Source organism: Pseudoalteromonas atlantica, from assembly GCA_007988745.1.
GTDB lineage: Bacteria > Pseudomonadota > Gammaproteobacteria > Enterobacterales > Alteromonadaceae > Pseudoalteromonas > Pseudoalteromonas atlantica.
Map to the genome: position 1 here is coordinate 416,412 of BJUT01000001.1, position 19,146 is coordinate 435,557.

At 40.6% G+C, this 19,146-nt stretch carries 18 protein-coding genes; 8 read left to right on the plus strand and 10 right to left on the minus strand.

Features of this window, described 5'->3' with window-relative positions:
* Positions 1 to 47 precede the first annotated feature (47 nt).
* Together PAT01_RS01835 and PAT01_RS01840 are read left to right on the plus strand one after the other, a co-directional pair.
* Positions 48 to 1,673, plus strand: coding sequence for a M28 family metallopeptidase (locus tag PAT01_RS01835; RefSeq protein WP_138576480.1), 1,626 nt, complete (start codon positions 48 to 50; stop codon positions 1,671 to 1,673).
* Between the two features lie 140 nt (positions 1,674 to 1,813).
* The gene (locus PAT01_RS01840; RefSeq protein ID WP_096739586.1) at positions 1,814 to 2,983 is read left to right on the plus strand and encodes a putative manganese transporter; all 1,170 of its coding nucleotides are present in this window, start codon (positions 1,814 to 1,816) and stop codon (positions 2,981 to 2,983) included.
* A 68-nt stretch (positions 2,984 to 3,051) separates the two neighbouring features.
* Here PAT01_RS01840 and PAT01_RS01845 read toward each other — a convergent pair whose 3' ends face one another.
* The 7 genes from PAT01_RS01845 to seqA form a co-directional block, all read right to left on the minus strand.
* The gene (locus tag PAT01_RS01845) at positions 3,052 to 3,417 is read right to left on the minus strand and encodes a DUF805 domain-containing protein (RefSeq protein WP_054982556.1); all 366 of its coding nucleotides are present in this window, start codon (positions 3,415 to 3,417) and stop codon (positions 3,052 to 3,054) included.
* 140 nt (positions 3,418 to 3,557) lie between these two features.
* Positions 3,558 to 5,156 carry a dihydrolipoyllysine-residue acetyltransferase gene (locus PAT01_RS01850; protein ID WP_138576482.1) on the minus strand — a complete coding sequence of 533 codons (1,599 nt, stop codon included), beginning with the start codon at positions 5,154 to 5,156 and terminating at the stop codon, positions 3,558 to 3,560.
* An 8-nt stretch (positions 5,157 to 5,164) separates the two neighbouring features.
* On the minus strand, positions 5,165 to 6,142 hold the full coding sequence (locus PAT01_RS01855) for an alpha-ketoacid dehydrogenase subunit beta (protein WP_138576484.1): 978 nt from the start codon (positions 6,140 to 6,142) through the stop codon (positions 5,165 to 5,167).
* The gene (locus PAT01_RS01860; RefSeq protein WP_138576486.1) at positions 6,142 to 7,356 is read right to left on the minus strand and encodes a thiamine pyrophosphate-dependent dehydrogenase E1 component subunit alpha; all 1,215 of its coding nucleotides are present in this window, start codon (positions 7,354 to 7,356) and stop codon (positions 6,142 to 6,144) included. The genes PAT01_RS01855 and PAT01_RS01860 overlap by 1 nt, the downstream gene beginning before the upstream one ends.
* Before the next feature lie 265 nt (positions 7,357 to 7,621).
* On the minus strand, positions 7,622 to 8,674 hold the full coding sequence (gene astE, locus PAT01_RS01865; protein WP_138576488.1) for a succinylglutamate desuccinylase: 1,053 nt from the start codon (positions 8,672 to 8,674) through the stop codon (positions 7,622 to 7,624).
* A gap of 79 nt (positions 8,675 to 8,753) precedes the next feature.
* The gene (gene pgm, locus PAT01_RS01870) at positions 8,754 to 10,391 is read right to left on the minus strand and encodes a phosphoglucomutase (alpha-D-glucose-1,6-bisphosphate-dependent) (RefSeq protein ID WP_004586669.1); all 1,638 of its coding nucleotides are present in this window, start codon (positions 10,389 to 10,391) and stop codon (positions 8,754 to 8,756) included.
* Positions 10,392 to 10,401: 10 nt separating this feature from the next.
* Positions 10,402 to 10,977 (minus strand): replication initiation negative regulator SeqA, encoded by a 576-nt coding sequence (seqA, locus tag PAT01_RS01875; protein WP_024033550.1) that lies wholly within the window; start codon positions 10,975 to 10,977, stop codon positions 10,402 to 10,404.
* A 344-nt stretch (positions 10,978 to 11,321) separates the two neighbouring features.
* On the opposite strand from seqA, the gene PAT01_RS01880 reads away from it, so the two are divergent.
* From PAT01_RS01880 to fur, 5 genes are all read left to right on the plus strand, one after another.
* Positions 11,322 to 12,089 carry an alpha/beta fold hydrolase gene (locus PAT01_RS01880; RefSeq protein ID WP_154944539.1) on the plus strand — a complete coding sequence of 256 codons (768 nt, stop codon included), beginning with the start codon at positions 11,322 to 11,324 and terminating at the stop codon, positions 12,087 to 12,089.
* 95 nt (positions 12,090 to 12,184) lie between these two features.
* On the plus strand, positions 12,185 to 12,406 hold the full coding sequence (locus PAT01_RS01885) for a DUF2788 domain-containing protein (protein WP_004586672.1): 222 nt from the start codon (positions 12,185 to 12,187) through the stop codon (positions 12,404 to 12,406).
* Positions 12,407 to 12,408: 2 nt separating this feature from the next.
* Positions 12,409 to 12,687 carry a LexA regulated protein gene (gene ybfE, locus PAT01_RS01890; protein ID WP_004586673.1) on the plus strand — a complete coding sequence of 93 codons (279 nt, stop codon included), beginning with the start codon at positions 12,409 to 12,411 and terminating at the stop codon, positions 12,685 to 12,687.
* A 14-nt stretch (positions 12,688 to 12,701) separates the two neighbouring features.
* Positions 12,702 to 13,229, plus strand: coding sequence for a flavodoxin FldA (gene fldA / locus PAT01_RS01895; RefSeq protein WP_004586674.1), 528 nt, complete (start codon positions 12,702 to 12,704; stop codon positions 13,227 to 13,229).
* Positions 13,230 to 13,418: 189 nt separating this feature from the next.
* Positions 13,419 to 13,862, plus strand: a complete 444-nt coding sequence (fur, locus tag PAT01_RS01900) for a ferric iron uptake transcriptional regulator (protein WP_004586675.1) — start codon at positions 13,419 to 13,421, stop codon at positions 13,860 to 13,862.
* Between the two features lie 127 nt (positions 13,863 to 13,989).
* On the opposite strand, the gene glnS is transcribed toward fur, so the two are convergent.
* A complete protein-coding gene (gene glnS, locus PAT01_RS01905) occupies positions 13,990 to 15,654 on the minus strand; it encodes a glutamine--tRNA ligase (RefSeq protein WP_154944541.1) in 1,665 nt (554 codons plus the stop codon).
* 208 nt (positions 15,655 to 15,862) lie between these two features.
* Here glnS and PAT01_RS01910 point away from each other — a divergent pair, with 208 nt between their 5' ends.
* Complete coding sequence (locus PAT01_RS01910; RefSeq protein ID WP_154944543.1) at positions 15,863 to 16,933, plus strand: DUF3083 family protein; 1,071 nt, start codon at positions 15,863 to 15,865, stop codon at positions 16,931 to 16,933.
* Positions 16,934 to 16,995: 62 nt separating this feature from the next.
* Here the strand turns inward: PAT01_RS01910 and sucD are convergent, their stop codons facing one another.
* Together sucD and sucC are read right to left on the minus strand one after the other, a co-directional pair.
* The gene (sucD, locus tag PAT01_RS01915) at positions 16,996 to 17,868 is read right to left on the minus strand and encodes a succinate--CoA ligase subunit alpha (RefSeq protein ID WP_004586678.1); all 873 of its coding nucleotides are present in this window, start codon (positions 17,866 to 17,868) and stop codon (positions 16,996 to 16,998) included.
* On the minus strand, positions 17,868 to 19,034 hold the full coding sequence (gene sucC / locus PAT01_RS01920; RefSeq protein WP_004586679.1) for an ADP-forming succinate--CoA ligase subunit beta: 1,167 nt from the start codon (positions 19,032 to 19,034) through the stop codon (positions 17,868 to 17,870). Before sucC ends, sucD begins: the two co-directional genes overlap by 1 nt.
* Positions 19,035 to 19,146 lie beyond the last annotated feature (112 nt).

The following is a 19,146-nucleotide window of genomic DNA, read 5'->3' on the forward strand; positions in this document are numbered from 1 at the left end:
TAGAAGTTAATATACTAATCAGATCTTAGAACAAGAATAGAGCTACTATGAAACGATATTTCTCTCTCACACTGATTGCTGGCGCTGTGTTAGCTGGCTGTGCAACAACAAGTATTACACCTACCGATGTAACAAATGGTTACAACAGTATTAAAGCAGATGAACTTGCAGCGCACATTAAAGTGCTTGCCTCTGATGAATTTGGCGGTAGAGCGCCTTCATCTGAAGGTGAAAAGTTAACGCTTGATTATCTGACCACTCAATTTAAAGCATTAGGGTTTGAACCCGGTAATGGTGATAGCTTTTTACAAGAAGTGCCGCTTGTTTCATTAGAAGCTGATTCAAATATGGTATTAAGTATTGGTGGTAAAGATTATCAATACAAAAAAGATATGGTTATGGGCAGTAGCCGCATTAGCGCACAAGAAGGGATTGAAAATTCAGAGCTTGTCTTCGTAGGTTACGGTGTAAATGCCCCTGAATATAACTGGAACGATTACGAAGGCCTAGACGTAAAAGGCAAAACTGTTGTAATGCTTGTTAACGATCCGGGTTTTGCTACAAAAGATCCTGCGTTATTTACCGGCGATGCAATGACCTACTACGGCCGTTGGACTTATAAATATGAAGAAGCGAGTCGTCAAGGTGCAGCCGGTGCTATCATCATTCACGAAACAGCCCCTGCATCATACCCGTGGTCAGTGGTTGAAAATTCATGGAGCGGTGAGCAGTTTGGTTTTCAAAAAGAGAACAACAATATGGACCGCGTTGCGGTTGAAGGCTGGGTGACCACTGAAGTAGCAAAAGAGTTATTTGCTAAAGCGGGTCTGGATTTTGAGACTGCAAAAGCCAATGCAGCTAAAGGTGCGTATAACGTTGACATGGGCGATTTAACTGCATCGGTTAATGTTAAAAATACAATTAAAAAATCGGTGTCGTATAACTTTATTGCCACGTTGCCGGGTAGCGAAAAAGCGGATGAACATGTTATTTATTCAGCGCATTGGGATCACCTAGGTACAGATACAACCCGTAAGGGCGACCAAATTTATAATGGGGCACACGATAACGCCACAGGCACTGCGGGGCTAATTGAGGTTGCAGAGGCATTTACTAAGCTGCCAAAGCACCCTACTCGCTCAATGACATTTTTAGCTGTTACGGCTGAAGAGCAAGGCTTACTTGGATCTAAATACTACGCTGCTAACCCAGTTATTGCTGCCGATAAAACAGTCGCCAATATAAACATGGATAGCCTAAACTTATTAGGTAAAGTAAAAGACATGAACGTAGTAGGTTTAGGTAAGTCGCAAATGGACGACCTACTAGCCAAAGCAGCAAAAGAGCAAGGTAGAACAATAGCGGGCGACCCTAAACCATCTTCAGGTGGTTATTACCGCTCTGATCATTTTGCATTTGCAAACATGGGGATTCCGGCTATGTATGCAGGCGGCGGTACTGTTGCTGCTGATGAGGATACAGCAAATTATCGTAAACGTATGAGCTTAGTGCTACGTGGTTGCTACCATCAACCCTGTGATAGATACCGCGATGAGTGGGATTTATCGGGTGCGGTGCAAGACTTACAGTTGTTTTATAAAGTAGGCTTTGATATTTCTGAGCAAGCACAATGGCCAGCATGGTACGAAAACTCAGAGTTTCAACGCAAATAATGTAATTCGCCTGAGCGTAGGTTATTTACCATCGAAAAACTCAAACTGAGCTATCGATTTAAATAGATGCAAATGATATTGATTATCATTTGCAAAATGTATACAGTGTGTCCTAGTTAAAATAAAACTGGGGCACACTTATGATTTTACTCTCTCAAATAGGATTTATTACGCCAGCTTCCAAACGGTTTGTTAGCCAAAATAAACGCTTACTCCTACCACTTTTTTTATTGGTATGTTTAGCTGTTCCTAGTCTTCGCGAAATAACCATTACTGCTCTCAGTGATGCGTTTTTTCAGGTTAGTGTATTTGTAGCGGCTACGTTACTTATTTACTACTACGCAATAGAACATATCCCTCAATTAGAAATGAGCTACTTAAGCGCTAAATCTAAATCGCTTGAAGTGCTGTTTGCATCCGTTCTTGGCGCTTTACCCGGCTGTGGTGGTGCAATTATTGTGGTTACTCAATACACTAAAGGCCAAGCAAGCTTTGGGGCTATTGTTGCTGTACTTACCGCCACGATGGGAGATGCTGCTTTTTTACTGCTTGCTACGCGCCCTACTGAAGGTTTAACAATAATGGCTATAGGTTTAGTGGTAGGCACACTGTGTGGATTAATAGTTAATGCAATTCACAAACCTGATTTTTTACGTCCCAGCGCACAAGAGCAAAAACACCAAGTAAAAGTTTTGCCCACTAAAATAATAAAAATTAGCAAACCTGTGTGGATGTTTGCCATTATTCCAAGTTTAATCATTGCGTTTTTAATTGCATTTAATGTGGACTTTAATCAATTTGGTCAATATACCAGCACCGGTATTAGCTTATTTGGTGCAGCAATGGCACTGTTTACGGTTGTTATTTGGGCCTACTCTTCTAAAGGCGAAAGCTATAAAGAAGTAACCTCTGAAGACGATGAATGTAATCCGCCTTCAAAGCTTATAAAAGTATTACAAGATACCCATTTTGTAACTGCTTGGGTGGTGGCTTCGTTCATGCTGTTTGAAATATTAGTCAGTGTGGTAGGCCTTGATTTAAAAACCTGGTTTATGCACTACGCCTATTTAGCACCGTTAATTGCAGTCGTCATTGGTTTTTTACCTGGCTGTGGGCCACAAATAATTGTAACCACGCTTTATATACAGGGCATTATTCCTTTTAGTGCATTAGCTGCTAATGCGATTTCAAATGATGGCGATGCGTTGTTTCCTGCTATTGCAATGGCGCCAAAAGCGGCTGTAATTGCTACCTTGTATACCTCTATACCTGCTTTAGTTGTTGGTTACGGGCTTTACTTTTTAAGTTAACAGTTTAAAAAATCATAAGTACAAAAAAGCTCAGCAATTGCTGAGCTTTTTTAATATTAGCGTATTATTTATACAGAAACAGGTTCAGCCGCTAACTCTTTTGGATTTGGGCCATAATCGTTCTCACCTTCATGTGAGTCTTGCGCAAGGAATACAATTATAACAATCCAGCCAATGATTGGCACTAACCAAAGTAGCTGCCACCAGCCAGAGCGGCCTGTATCGTGTAAACGGCGTGCACCTGCGCTTAATTGAGGAATTAACAGTGCCAAGCTATAGATAGTACCAATTACAGCTACGCCCATTAGCTCATCAACAACACCTAGTACTATGCTGATTAATAAATTTATTAAGTAAAACATCCAAAATGCTTTACGGCGATTACGTCCTGAAAAATCTGCGTAGCTACGCAGCGCGTTCATATAATGTTCCATTACAATTCCTTAGTGTTAGTTTTTATATTCCCTAGCGGGTTTGTTTTATTACCTTTTAGTAACATTTGTATCTTAATTAAAAACACCGCGCTTTAAAACAAAAAACCAGCAAATTGCTGGTTTTTTTATAAGTTTAATTATTAACTCATAGCCATCATCATTGCCGATGGGTTTTCTAAATATGATTTCCACAAGTTATTAAAGCGCGCAATTGTACCGCCATCAATAACACGGTGATCGCCAGACCAACTCACTTGCATAATAGCTTTACTCACAACTTGCCCGCTTTCATCAAAGCGCGGTAAGTGTTGTAACTTCCCTAATGCTACAATAGCAACTTCTGGCTTATTAATAATCGGGGTCGCAATAGTGCCGCCAATTGCCCCAATATTTGAAATGCTAATGGTGCCCCCTTTTAAGTCATCTGGCGCTACTCGTCCCTCGCGTGCTGCATCAGTTAGGCTTGTTAAACTGTTTGCAACTTCAACAATACTCTTAGATTGGCACGATTTAATATTAGGCACTAGCAAACCCACTTTTGAATCCACTGCTACCCCAATATTATGATCGTCAAAGTAGGTAAGCTCAGTGCAATCATCATTTACTTTAGAATTAAGCACTGGGTACTCTTTCATCGCAAGTGATAACGCTTTGATAAAAAATGGCATCATAGTGAGCTTTACACCTTGCGCTTTATACTGCTCTTTTAAACTCGCTCGCAGGGCAATTAATTGCGTTAAGTCTATCTCGTCACTAAAGGTAAAGTGAGGGATTGTAGAGACCGAGGCCATCATTTGCTTTGCCATAGCCGCTTTAATGCCTTTAATTGGCTCTGCTCGCATACCACCGTTTTGTGTTTGTGGCGATTGTGGCTCTTTATTTTGAGTAACGCTGTTTTTAGTAGTAGCACTGCTAAGTGGTGATGTATCTATTGTGTTAGGTACCTCACCTTTAATAAATTCTTCTATGTCTTGTTTATAAATGCGGCCATTTTTACCGCTGCCCGGTACGCACGTTAAATCAACATCAAGCTCTCGCGCTTTGCGCCTTACAGCTGGAGAGGCAACCGCTTTTTTATTAACAACTTTATTTGCTGTTGTTTGCTGCGTTGCTATAGATTTATCTGCCGCTTTACTTTGTGCTTTTACAACGGCGTCGTTTACATCTACATTGGGTTTAGCTGTACTTCCGGCTATGCTCATTTGAAATAACGGGCTATGTACCTGAGCAATTTCACCTTTTTGATAGTAAAGTTTTTGCACTGTACCTGTGTATTTAGCCGGAATTTGTACAAGAGCTTTGTCGGTCATTACATCACACACAGCCTGATCTTCTTGTATTTCATCACCTTCGGCCACTAGCCAATCAACAATTTCACACTCAACAATCCCCTCACCAATATCTGGAAGAATAAAATCCTCTAAATGCTCTGACGATGCGTTGTCGCTTTGTGTATTTTGCACTTGTTCTGTGTGTGTTTCATCGCTTTGGCTTTGCTCATCGGCTACATTCATAGCAAACAAGGGGGCATGAACCTGCGCTATCTCCCCTTTTTGATAATACAATTTAGTGATTACGCCATCGTGCACAGCCGGAATTTGCACCAGGGCTTTATCGGTCATCACGTCACAAATGGGTTGATCTTCTTTTACTGTGTCACCCTCTTGTATTAGCCATTCAACCACTTCGCACTCAACAATGCCTTCACCAATATCGGGTAATATAAAATCTTTAGCCATGGTATCCCCTAAAAATCCATTGATCGTTTAATTGCGGCCATTACTTTTAGCTCATCAGGCACATATTCTTTTTCAAGTGCTAATGGGTAAGGTGTATCTAACCCACATACTCGCATAATAGGTGACTCAAGGTGTAAAAAGCACTCTTGCTGAATAGTCGCCGCAATTTCGGCACCAAAGCCATTGGTAATAGGCGCTTCGTGGCTTATCACTAAACGTCCTGTTTTAGTGACCGACTTAGCAATTGTCTCAACATCCCAAGGTAATATGCTTCTAAGGTCAATCACCTCACAACTAATGCCTTGTTCATTGGCTTGTTTTGCTGCGTTTTCAACAATTTCCATTTGCGCGCCCCACGCAAGTACAGTGATATCTGTACCTTCTTGTACTACTTCGGCTTTACCCAGCTCAATGGTGTAATCATCCTCTGGTACTTCGCCGGTAGAAGCGCGGTATAAACGTTTAGGCTCGAAAAAAATAACGGGGTTATCGTCTTTAATACTTGCTCTTAGTAACCCTTTTGCTTGGTAAGGGTTTCGCGGTACCACTATTTTTAGCCCTGGCGTATGGGCAAAGTATGCCTCTGGCGATTGTGAGTGATATAAGCCCCCCGCAATACCGCCACCATACGGGGTGCGAATCGTTAAATTGCCCACGTTAAATTCATTACCACTGCGGTATCTAAACTTGGCAGACTCATTAACTATTTGGTCAAATGCCGGAAAAATATAATCAGCAAATTGTATTTCAGCAAGTGCAGGTGCGCCAAACGCGGCTAAGCCATTGGCAAAACCTAAAATACCTTGCTCTGTAAGCGGTGTGTTAAATACGCGGTGTTTACCGTACTTTTCTTGCAAACCTGAGGTCGCTCTAAAAACACCACCAAAATAGCCAACATCTTCACCAAAAATACACGCCTGAGGGTGCTCATTCATGGTGATATCGAGTGCAGAATTAATTGCGTGTAGCATGTTCATTTTAGCCATTACTTAATTCTCCCTGCTGTGATTGGGTACGCATCTGGGTGCTGCTTTATATGTGCTTTTAAATCGTTATATTGGCGCTCAAGTGAGGGAATTGGCGTATCGTAAACATCTGATATTAGCTCTTCAAGCGCTGGCTTTTGCACTTTTTCAGCACGTTTAAGGGCGGCTAAAATATCTTCACGAATAGTGTCTTTCGCTTTAGCATCGTCCTCTTCGTTTAACCACTCTTGTTTGATCAACCATTTTTTAAATTTATCAATTGGGCAAACTTTATGCGTGGCCTCTTCATCTTTTGAGCGGTAACCACTTGGATCATCTGAGGTTGAGTGAGCACCTAATCTGTACGCTATTGACTCAATTAATACCGGCTCGCCCTGCGTTGCTGCAATTTCGCGGGCCTGTTGTGTTGCTGCAAACACGGCTAATGCATCTGAGCCATCAACACGTATGGTTTTAATGCCATACCCTACGCCTCGCGATGCTATACCATCGCCTTTAAATTGCTCATCTGCAGGTGTTGATATTGCATACCCGTTATTACGTGCAAAAAATATAACAGGGGCTTTGTGTACCGCAGCCATATTTAAACCCGCATGAAAATCACCTTCAGATGCTGCACCCTCACCAAAGTAACAAATCGTCACATTATCAATGGTGCTTGCAAGCTCGCCGGTTTTTGCGTCAATGTGTTTTACTTTTTGCCCGTAGGCATACCCTGTAGCTTGAGGAATTTGCGTACCGAGGGGCGATGATATGGTCATATAATTTAGTTCTTTTGAACCATAATGAATCGGCATTTGGCGCCCTTTTCCTAAATCTAACTCATTAGAAAACATTTGATTCATAAATTGGTCAAGCGTAAATCCACGGTAATGCAAAGCGGCTTGCTCGCGGTATTGCGCCATAATCATGTCATCTTGATCAAGTGCGGCAGCAGAAGCAGTAACAGCGGCTTCTTCACCTAAACATTGCATATAAAAGCTTACGCGGCCTTGGCGCTGCGCGCCTTGCATCCGCTCATCGAGTAGGCGAATAAAACGCATTGTTTCGTATAATTTAATCGCTGTGTGTTTAGAAATAGTCGGTGCGGTAGCACTAGGATGAATGTCGCCGTCCTCAGTTAAAATACTAAGGGTTGGAATAGTTAGCGCATGACCGTCTATAAACTCGAGGTCGTGGTTAATATTCAGCGATACGTTATTTGGATTACTCATAACCTACCTTCTCTTGTTGTCTGTGATACAGCGCCCCTTTTAAGTTTTTATTATGGGTGAGGCTTGCGAATAAACTTTGCAGCATCTGCGCTGTATTTAATTAAAGCTGCCACCACCTTACGTTAACGTAAGATGTTATTCAACAAGTGTAAGACGAAACAAAAGTAAAATACGATTAAAAATATGGAAAGTTAACTGTACGCATTTATTAAACTAATAAAAACATACAGTTAAATATTCAAGGCGAGTGGTCTGATGAGTTTTATTAGACGAAATTACTATCTACTTGCATAGGAATAACGGTAAGCAGTGCCCTTTGCCCAAGCGCAACGTGCGCATTTGGAAAAATAATAGCTTCCCCTTCCACATCGGCATAATAAGGGGTATCGCCGTCTGTTGCTAGCAACTCACCTTTAGCAAACCCTGTGAAATTTTCTGCATCATCAGAAAACGGAAAGCTAAAGTCCTGCTGCGTTCTATTAATTGTGCGATGCACGGCAAACAGCTCAAAGTCACTTGCATTAAATTGAGGGTATTGCACTTCTTTTTGGCTAATTAATGCAGTTAGCGTTTGCTTGGTTTTTGCAAAGCGAACCATGTCGTTTTCACCAAACGGTTTAACTTGACCCAGTTCAACGGTGAATGAATCAGCGCCATGAACAAACGAAGAATAGTAACTGAATGTAGTTGCCGGTGATTTCATCATCAATACGGTATTTACACCGCAGCTAAGTAAAAATTGTAACTGCGATTTTTTCCATGGTTTACCATGAAGATAAGGATACACAGCAAATTTTTCATTTTTTGAGCCACGTATAGCAGTATGTAAATCATAATGATAACGTGCACTGCCTTGCTCGCCCCGTGCAAAAAAGTCAGTTACATACTCTTCTAGGTTTGCAGCGCGTTTGCGCTCATCATTCATTGGCACACCCTCAACAGTGTGGTGGCCGTTAAACAAACGGTTTAGGTTTTCTTCTACAAAACGCAGGCCAATATTTATTGATTTTGGATTACCAAATATAAAGAGCACACGCTGATTTAATGCAAGCTCACCTTTTATTATGGTTTTTATTAGCTCGTCACATATTTCTATAGGTGCGGTTTCGTTACCGTGTACAGCGCTTGAAAGCACAACATCTTTTGTTGTTGTGCCCTGTGGTTGAAATTCAATAACGCCTGTATCGTGAACGGTTACGCGCGTTCCATTTACTAGCGTGAATTCACTTGCCTCTAAATGCCATTCATTGTCGCGACTGAGTGTTAAAAAGTCGCCGCTATTTATTAGTTCATTTAAATAATCTGGTTTGGCTAACATGATAAGCCCTTTTATAGTGTGAGAGATACAAACAAAAACGGCTGAATAAATCAGCCGTTTTTAAATAGTGTAAGCCGTGTTAGCTGATCACAGAATCAACTAATTGCTTCGCTTCTTTTTCTAGTAGTGCTAAATGCTCTTCACCTTTGAAAGACTCAAGATAAATTTTATAAATATCTTCAGTACCAGAAGGACGTGCTGCAAACCAGCCGTTTTCAGTCACTACTTTTAAGCCGCCAATGGCCGCATCATTGCCAGGTGCATGAGTCAGTTTTTGTAAAATTGGTTCGCCAGCTAATGTATCGGCTTTAACATCGCTTGCACTAAGTGCTTTTAAACGTGATTTTTGCGCACTGCTAGCAGGGGCATCTAAACGCTTATATAGTGGAGAGCCAAATTCTTGCTCTAGCTCTTTATAAAGCGCTGATGGTGTTTTACCTGTTACTGCGAGTATTTCAGCTGCAAGTAACCCCATAATAAAGCCGTCTTTGTCGGTACACCATACGCTGCCATCAAATCGTAAAAACGCAGCGCCAGCACTTTCTTCGCCACCAAAGGCAAGCTTACCTTTGTTTAAGCCATCTACAAACCACTTAAAGCCAACCGGCACTTCTTTAACTTTACGCTCATTACGAGCTACTACGCGGTCAATCATTGAGCTAGAAACCAGCGTTTTGCCAATTTCTACACTGCTGTCCCAGTCGCGGTGTTTTAATAAATAATCAATCGCTACCGCTAAAAAGTGATTAGGATTCATTAACCCATCTGGGGTAACAATACCGTGGCGGTCGTAATCTGGGTCGTTGCCAATAGCAATATCAAAGTCGTCTTTTAATTTAATTAAATTAGCCATTGAGTAAGGTGATGAACAATCCATACGAATTTTGCCATCTTTATCAAGTGGCATAAATGCAAAACGCGGATCAACACTGTCGTTTACTACGGTTAAATCTAAATTATATTTTTGCGCTATTAATGGCCAAAAGTTAATACCAGAGCCACCTAGCGGGTCAATACCTACTTTAATACCCGCATCGCTAACGGCTTTTAAATTAACGATATTTTCTAAGTCGTTAATGTATGGCGTCATTAGGTCTTCGTATTTAATAAACCCTGAACGCGATGCTTTAGCAAATGGAAACAGCTCAACTTCTACTAAATCTTCTAATAGTAATTGATTTGCTCTGTCTTCAATCCATTTAGTTACGTCGGTATCTGCTGGGCCACCGTTAGGTGGATTGTACTTAAAGCCACCGTCTTCTGGCGGGTTATGTGAAGGCGTTACCACAATACCGTCGGCTAATTCGTTAGGATTTAATTTGTTATGGCAAACAATAGCATGGCTAATAACAGGGGTTGGCGTGTAATCGTGATTTTGCTGGGTAATTACTTGCACCTCATTAGCCACTAATACTTCTATGGCAGAGTTAAAAGCAGCTTCACTTAATGCATGCGTATCTTTACCTAAAAAAAGCGGACCAAAAATGTCGTTTTGCTTTCTGTAGTCACAAATAGCTTGTGTAATGGCTAAAATATGAGATTCGTTAAACTTAACATCGTAAGAGCAACCACGGTGACCCGACGTACCAAAAGCAACACAATGCTCTGGGTTTTGCTCTAAGTCTGGCTCATTTAAGTAATAAGCCGATACCAGTTTTGGTACGTTAACTAAAGTTGAATGTGGCGCAGTTTTCCCAGCACCTGAATGAATAGCCATGTTTATTTCCTTACAAGTAATCGCGAATTTCTTCTGCTTGCTCTGCTGAATAACCTAAGCACAGCGCAACCTCGTGTAGCATCATTTTTTTACGTGTTGTGTTCGAATTTGTCATTACCCAGTACTCACTGTCGGTAATGTTTTTAGGGTTCATACTACTGCCGCTATTAACTAAGTCTTCTTTGCTGGTTGCAAAGTAAACGCGGTCGCGCCCTTTTATATCAAGCACAGCACTAAATTCTTTTTTATGCGTTCTATAAAAAGCACTTAAAATAAATAAAAACCTGCCTACCACCCCTTTTTGCATTGCTAGTTCTTCTTTATTTAGAATATTAAATACATTAGCGTTTGTTTGCTTCACGGGTGTGACAACCTCTTGCTCTTGGCTGTCGTTAGTAGCTGGCGTGTCGTCAAGTGGGGCTTGAGTAGCTGTTTGATTGTTTTGATTGTTCTTAGCAACGGGAGTGTTGTCATCACCGTTTAGATTTAATAAACGACGTAAAATAGTGGATGCGCTTTCGCCAATACTTTGTGTATTGCTAGCAATATACTGATATAACTCGTCGTCTATGTCGATTTGTTTCATGTTGTTCCTGTCATTACGGGCCACATTTTTTCTTTCCCCGTGATTATACCCAAACCAAATATAAATGCGAGTTACAACAAGCACTCGCACAAACATAACCTATAAACGCGCTAATAAAGGTGTGTTGATTATTTGCTTATAAACCCAATGTAGTAATTAACAGCTTTTAAAAGTACTACCCATATTATTATCTCCATTAGGCTGGTAACACCAAATAGCCCACAACTGGCGTAAAAATAAACGGTGTTACCCCATAAAAGGCGCGTGCAGAGCAGTTAACCGTTATATCTTTTGCTTTTTAGGGCAATGCTCGGCAAACTAAGCCAAAATTTTAGGAGGCGGTCATGCTATTAAACTATAAACAATACGGTGAAGGTCCGGATGTAGTGATCATTCATGGTTTATTTGGCTCTTTAGAAAACCTAAATGTTATTGCAAAACCATTGAGCGAGTACTTTAGGGTAACGAATGTAGATTTGCGTAACCATGGCGCTTCACCGCACAGTAATGAAATGAACTACCCTGCAATGGCCGCAGATATTGTTGAGCTAATGAACGCGTTAAATATTAACAATGCGCACCTGATTGGCCACTCAATGGGCGGTAAAGTGGCAATGGAAGTGGCGCTAATGCATAGCCAAAAAGTAAATAAGCTGGTGGTACTTGATATTGCCCCTGTGAGTTACCCTGCCCGCCACACACAAATTATTAATGCACAAAAAAAAGTGGCAACTAGCCAGGTTACTGATAGAAAACAAGCTGATGCTATTATGAGCGAGTACATTAATGAGCTAGGTGTTAGGCAGTTTTTACTAAAAAGCTTAGCTAAAAATGACGATGGACAGTACAAATGGCGATTTAATTTAGATGTACTTGATGAAAAATATTCGACAATCACCGCCAATGTTAATGAAAACAATTCTTGTTTGTGCGATACTTTATTTATCAAAGGCAACGATTCTGATTACATACTGCCAGAATACCGCGATGAAATAACAAAGCGCTTTAAAAATACACGAGCAAAAATTATACACGGTGCAGGACATTGGCTTCATGCACAAAAACCCGCTGCAGTTAATAAAGCAATAAATGACTTTTTAACAGGGCTTTAATGCAATTTTAATCATGTGTTTTTGGTTATCCGTACTAAATTAATGCATATTTATATGCTATAGTACGCGCCGTTTAATTTAAAGGTTATACGTTGATGGTCAGTCAGTTTATTAACGAATTTGATACCCTAGGGTTGTACTTTGGCTTAGCCGGTATTTTTGTATTCATCGGCCTGGCAATTAAAGACGTACTTAATAGTGGTAACGTACCTAAGTTTGGTCGCTACATTGTGTGGGGCGTCCTCTTTTTAGGGTGTTCTGGCTTTATTGCGAAAGGACTTATACAAGTTTTTTGGCAAGGTGCAGGTGTAGGTTAGGCATGGCGAAGTCAGAAACAGATAGAACAACTCCCGATTTATTTGAATACGAAAAGCGCCCAGGCAGGCCTAAAACGAACCCTTTACCAAGGGATATGCAGTTAAAGGTTAATAAACGTAATCAAATAAAACGAGATAAAGCACGCGGTTTAAAGCGTGTAGAATTTAAAGTTTCATCACAGTTATATCAGGCACTGAGTGATATGGCAGATGCACAAAATATTAGCCGTAGTGCGCTGATTGAAACAATTTTACAAGAAAGATTGGCTATTGATAGATAAAAGGTTTGAAGTCCATGGCAAGTGTAGGCATTTTTTTCGGAAGTGACACAGGTAATACAGAACACGTAGCAAAAATGATCCAAAAAGAATTGGGTAAAAAGCTTGTGGCTGTACACGACATTGCAAAAAGCTCTAAAGAAGAGATTGCAGAGTTCGATTTAATCTTATTCGGTATTCCTACTTGGTACTACGGTGAAGCACAATGTGATTGGGATGACTTTTTCCCTGAGCTTGAAGAAGTAGACTTTGAAGGTAAGCTAGTGGCTATTTTTGGTTGTGGCGACCAAGAAGACTACGCAGAATACTTTTTAGACGCTATGGGTATGATCAACGATATCGTTACCGAGCGCGGTGCTATTGTGGTTGGCCATTGGTCTAGTGAAGGCTACGACTTTGAAGCATCTAAAGGTATGGCTGATGACACGCACTTTGTAGGCTTAGGTATTGATGAAGACCGCCAACCTGAATTAACAGAACAACGTGTTAAAGCATGGTGCGCACAAGTATATGATGAAATGTGCTTAAGCGAACTAGCAGACTAACCTCCTCCCCCTTTTATCGCTAACTGTTTAAATAATTATCAAACAGTTAGCGACTTTAGAATTAATAGCAAAATTGATCAATTGTTCTTTGCACTCAGTGCTTAGGCGCGTTATCCTTGTTATTGCTAATGTGTCGTGTGCATCTGTAAGAGATGTCTAGTATAACCAAACAAATTTGAGACAGATTTAATGACTGATCATAACTTGGAACTTAAAAAAGCCGGTTTAAAAGTAACTTTACCGCGTATTAAAATCTTAGAAATTCTACAATCTCCAGATAACCAACACATCAGCGCTGAAGATGTATACAAAATTCTTTTAGATTTAGGTGAAGAAATTGGTCTTGCGACTGTTTACCGTGTATTAAACCAATTTGATGACGCAGGTATTGTAAGCCGTCACCATTTTGAAGGCGGAAAGTCAGTATTTGAACTTTCTGGCAGCACTCACCACGACCACCTAGTGTGTTTAAAATGTGGTAAAGTTGTTGAATTTGAAGATGACTTAATTGAACGTCGCCAGTTAGAAATAGCCGAAGAAAACGGTATTACACTAACAAATCACTCTTTATACCTATACGGTGAGTGTCAAGACAAAGCAGCGTGTAAAGCATTTAGCGATTCAAATAGCTAATAACGCGCTATAGTAATAAAAAAACCTGCTATTGCAGGTTTTTTTGTGTTTAAAATTAAGCATTTAAACTGTGTTTAATACCAATTTGCAATAATGAGATATTATGCAAATTGGTATTATAAAAGCGTTACTGCTTCTCGATTTTAGCCCATGAATCTCTAAGACCAACCGTTTGGTTGAATACTAAATTTTCTGACTTTGTATCACGTGAGAAATAGCCAGTACGCTCAAACTGAAAGCCTTGAGCCGGCTCGGCTTTAGCAAGCGATGCTTCTAGTTTTGCATTTTCTAATACAACTAACGAATCAGGATTAAGTGTCGATTCGAACTCTTCAGCTGCACCTGGGTTTGGTACATTAAATAAACGGTCATACAATCTAACTTCTGCATTAACCGACTCAGGCGCAGAAACCCAATGAATAACCCCTTTTACTTTACGACCGTCACTTGGGTTTTTACCTAGTGTTTCGTTGTCGTAAGTACAGTAAATAGTGGTAATTTCACCATTTGCATCTTTTTCTACACGCTGGGCTTTAATTACATAAGCACCACGTAAGCGTACTTCTTTATCAAGTACTAAGCGTTTAAATTTATTATTCGCTTCTTCGCGGAAATCTTCACGCTCAATGAAAAGCTCACGAGTAAACGGTACTTCACGACGCCCCATTTCTTCTTTATTAGGGTGGTTAGCTACCGACAATGTTTCTACTTTTTCTGCATCAAAGTTTTCTATTACAACTTTAACTGGATCGAGTACTGCCATTGCGCGTGGTGCGTTTTCATTTAAGTCTTCACGGATACACGCTTCAAGCATGCCCATTTCAACCATGTTTTCTTGCTTAGTCACACCGATACGTAAACAGAACTCACGTATTGAAGCCGGTGTATAACCACGACGACGTAAACCAGCAATAGTTGGCATACGTGGGTCATCCCACCCTTCTACATAGTTATTTACAACTAAGTCGTTTAGCTTACGCTTAGACATAATTGTGTATTCAAGATTTAAGCGCGAAAACTCAATTTGCTGTGGGTGGCATTCAAGGCTGATGTTATCAAGCACCCAGTCGTATAAACGACGGTTATCTTGAAACTCAAGTGTGCACAATGAATGGGTTATGCCCTCAAGCGCATCAGAAATACAATGTGTGAAGTCATACATTGGGTAAATGCACCACTTGTCACCTGTTTGATGGTGATGAGCAAAACGAACGCGATAAATAATTGGATCGCGAAGCACCATAAATGAGCTTGCCATATCAATTTTAGCGCGTAGAACACACTCACCTTCTTTGAATTCACCCGCGCGCATTTTTTCAAACAATGCGAGGTTTTCTTCTACTGAGGTGTCTCTGTATGGGCTGTTTTTACCCGGCTCTTTTAACGTACCGCGATACTCACGCGCTTGATCGGCCGTTAAAAAACAAACGTACGCTAAGCCTTTTTCAATAAGCTCTACTGCATAGCCGTATAGGGTATCAAAATAGTTTGACGAATATTTTATCTCACCACTCCAGTTGAAGCCTAACCACTGCACGTCTTCTTTGATTGAATTAACGTAGTTAATATCTTCTTTTTCTGGGTTTGTATCATCAAAACGTAGGTTACATAAACCATCGTAATCTTTTGCAATGCCAAAATTCAAACAAATTGATTTTGCATGGCCAATATGTAAAAAGCCATTTGGTTCAGGTGGAAAACGTGTATGCGTAGTTGCATGTTTGCCACTTGCTAAATCTTCATCAATTCGAGTTCTTATAAAGTTACTTGGGCGATTCTCAATTTCCGCCATAGGAGTGCGATCCTCTGAATATTCGTGATAACAAAACTAATGCATTATTACAAAAACAAACACTAACATACAGCACTAGATGCGGGTTTATTCTAGTTATTATGGCAATGGTGCATTAGTTTATTACTTAAATTTGTTTTAGCGCAATATTTGAGTCATGAAAGGCATTTATAGTACCTAAACTTAAGCTCCTTAAAAGGATTCAAAGATGGCCAGTTCTACACAACACAGAGTTTATATACCAACAAATGCGCGAGCTAATCACTATTTACTCGCTGAAATTACACCCACTGATGACTTTTACACTAGTTTTAGCGATATCGATAGTTGCTATACCCGCATTGCCAAGCAACTATTTGCAAGCTGTGATGAATACGAGCTACATAATGTACACCTACTCGCTAACGACAAATTACCTGTGGTCAGATTTCATGATGAGTCGTATCAATTAGAAACAGCAAAGCAAATGTTGTTTTTTTACAACCCGCGTTACCACGAGGCGCACAAACTACACTACACCCCTACTTTTAAAAGTAAAAAAATTCGCTTGTTATTTTTAGCCACCGGTGATGATTTACGCGCAAGCTCGGCACAATTTCACAGCAGGGTGCAAAAAGTGTTAGATAATTTACAAACACAATTATTTATTGAACAACCCCAGTTTAAGCTTCGCGATCATCAGCATTTAACCTATGACTTATTTGCCAAGAGTAAAGGCTGTAACCAAAGTTACGGCTACAAACTTAGAAGCCTATACCCTCGTTATTTAGCTCGCCAATGTAAAATACCCGCCGAGCATGCAGAAATGACCTATGCAACGTTTTCTATACCGGTTTCGCGCGGCATTAAAACGCAATTTCAAAGCTTAATAAATAAAAATAATTACACTGAGTTTTATAACTACTTCGCCCAATCATTTAAAGGGTGCTGCGAGCGATACGAATTATATCACGGCGCTATGGTTGCTAATGGTGCAAGGCCCATAGTGCGTAATAGCCAAATAGATAAAAATGATGGGAATTCAGAATTACAAAAAATAAGTTTTGATGTGAATGGCACAGCCACGCAAATACATATTTTTTTCAATGCTGAAAAATTAGTTGAGTCACTACATTTTGTGATTGTTGCCACCCATAAAGATAAACATGAAATGGGCTACGGCCGCTTTATGAATCAAGTAGAGAAAACAATACACGCTATGTGCTCAGAGCTGGCAATAAATAAAGAACGACAAGATTTATCAGTACGGTTTTTTCAACACATTAGTTACCCATACTAATTTTTAAGCCAATAACAAAAAGGCTCGCAAATGCGAGCCTTTTTAAAGATTAAGCAAACTGATTACCAGCCTGTTTTCTCTTTAAGTGCTTTACCGATATCAGCAAGTGAACGTACAGTTTGTACGCCAGCAGCTTCTAGTGCAGCAAATTTCTCATCAGCAGTACCTTTACCACCAGCGATGATTGCGCCAGCGTGACCCATACGCTTACCTTCTGGTGCAGTTACACCAGCAATGTAAGAAACAACAGGCTTAGTTACGTTAGCTTTGATGTACTCTGCAGCTTCTTCTTCTGCAGTACCGCCAATTTCACCAATCATTACGATTGCTTCAGTTTGTGGATCTTTTTCGAACATTTCTAGCACGTCGATAAAGTTAGTACCTGGGATTGGGTCGCCACCAATACCAACACACGTAGACTGACCAAAACCAGCATCTGTAGTTTGTTTAACTGCTTCGTACGTTAAAGTACCAGAGCGAGAAACAATACCTACTTTACCAGGCTTGTGGATGTGACCAGGCATGATACCAATCTTAGTCTCACCAGGAGTGATAACACCTGGACAGTTAGGACCGATCATACGAACACCAGAGTTATCAAGCTTAACTTTAACGTCAACCATGTCTAGCGTTGGGATACCTTCAGTGATACAAACGATTAGCTCGATGCCCGCATCGATAGCTTCTAAGATTGCATCTTTACAGAACGGTGCAGGTACGTAGATAACTGACGCTGTTGCGCCTGTTTCTTTAACTGCATCGCGTACTGTGTTGAATACTGGAAGACCAAGGTGCGTTTGACCGCCTTTACCTGGGCTTACACCACCAACCATTTGTGTACCGTACTCAAGCGCTTGCTCAGAGTGGAAAGTACCTTGGCCACCAGTGAAACCTTGACAGATAACTTTTGTATCTTTATTGATTAATACAGACATTATTTGCCCTCCGCAGCAGCTACAACTTTCTCAGCAGCGTCTGTTAGTGATTCAGCAGCGATGATATCTAGGCCAGAGTTCTTAAGAACGTCACGACCTAATTCAGCGTTAGTACCTTCTAAACGTACAACTACAGGCACGTTTACACCTACTTCTTTAACTGCGCCAATGATACCTTCAGCAATCATGTCACAACGTACGATACCACCAAAGATGTTAACTAAAACAGCTTTTACGTTATCGTCAGAAAGGATGATTTTGAATGCTTCAGAAACACGCTCTTTAGTCGCGCCGCCACCAACATCTAGGAAGTTAGCTGGCTTGCCGCCGTGTAGGTTTACGATGTCCATAGTACCCATCGCTAGGCCTGCACCGTTAACCATACAACCTACGTTACCATCTAGTGCTACGTAGTTAAGCTCGAAGCTTGCTGCGTGAGCTTCACGTGCATCTTCTTGAGATGGATCGTGCATTTCACGGATTTTTGGTTGACGGTAAAGTGCATTACCATCGATACCGATTTTGCCGTCAAGACAGTGAAGGTTACCTTCGTCTGTGATTACTAACGGGTTGATTTCAAGAAGAGCGAAATCAAAATCGTTGAACATGTTGCCAAGACCCATAAAGATCTTAACGAACTGCTTCATTTGTGTAGGGTTAAGACCCAGTTTAAAACCTAACTCACGTGCTTGGTAAGCTTGAGGACCCACTAATGGATCGATCTCTGCTTTGTGGATAAGCTCTGGAGTTTCTTCAGCAACAGTTTCAATTTCAACACCGCCTTCAGTAGACGCCATGAAAACAACTTTGCGAGAAGCACGGTCAACAACTGCACCTAAGTACAATTCGTTAGCGATATCTGTACAGCTTTCTACTAAAATTTTAGCAACAGGCTGACCATTTTCGTCTGTTTGGTAAGTAACTAAGTTTTTACCTAACCAGTTAGCAGCGAATTCTTTTACTTCTTCGATTGTTTTAACTAGCTTAACACCGCCAGCTTTACCACGGCCACCTGCGTGAACCTGAGTTTTAACAACCCACATATCACCGCCAATTTTTTCGGCAGCTGCTGCAGCTTCTTCAGGTGTATCGCAAGCGAAACCTTGAGAAACTGGTAAACCATATTCGGCAAAAAGTTGTTTTGCCTGATACTCATGCAAATTCATGATGCTTTATCCAATTTTTTATACTAAAAGAGCTGAATATTTATGCAAATAAACAGCTATCCCAAATTGCGCACCTAGTATAGATCCCAAGGCTTAACATGAAAACCCCAGT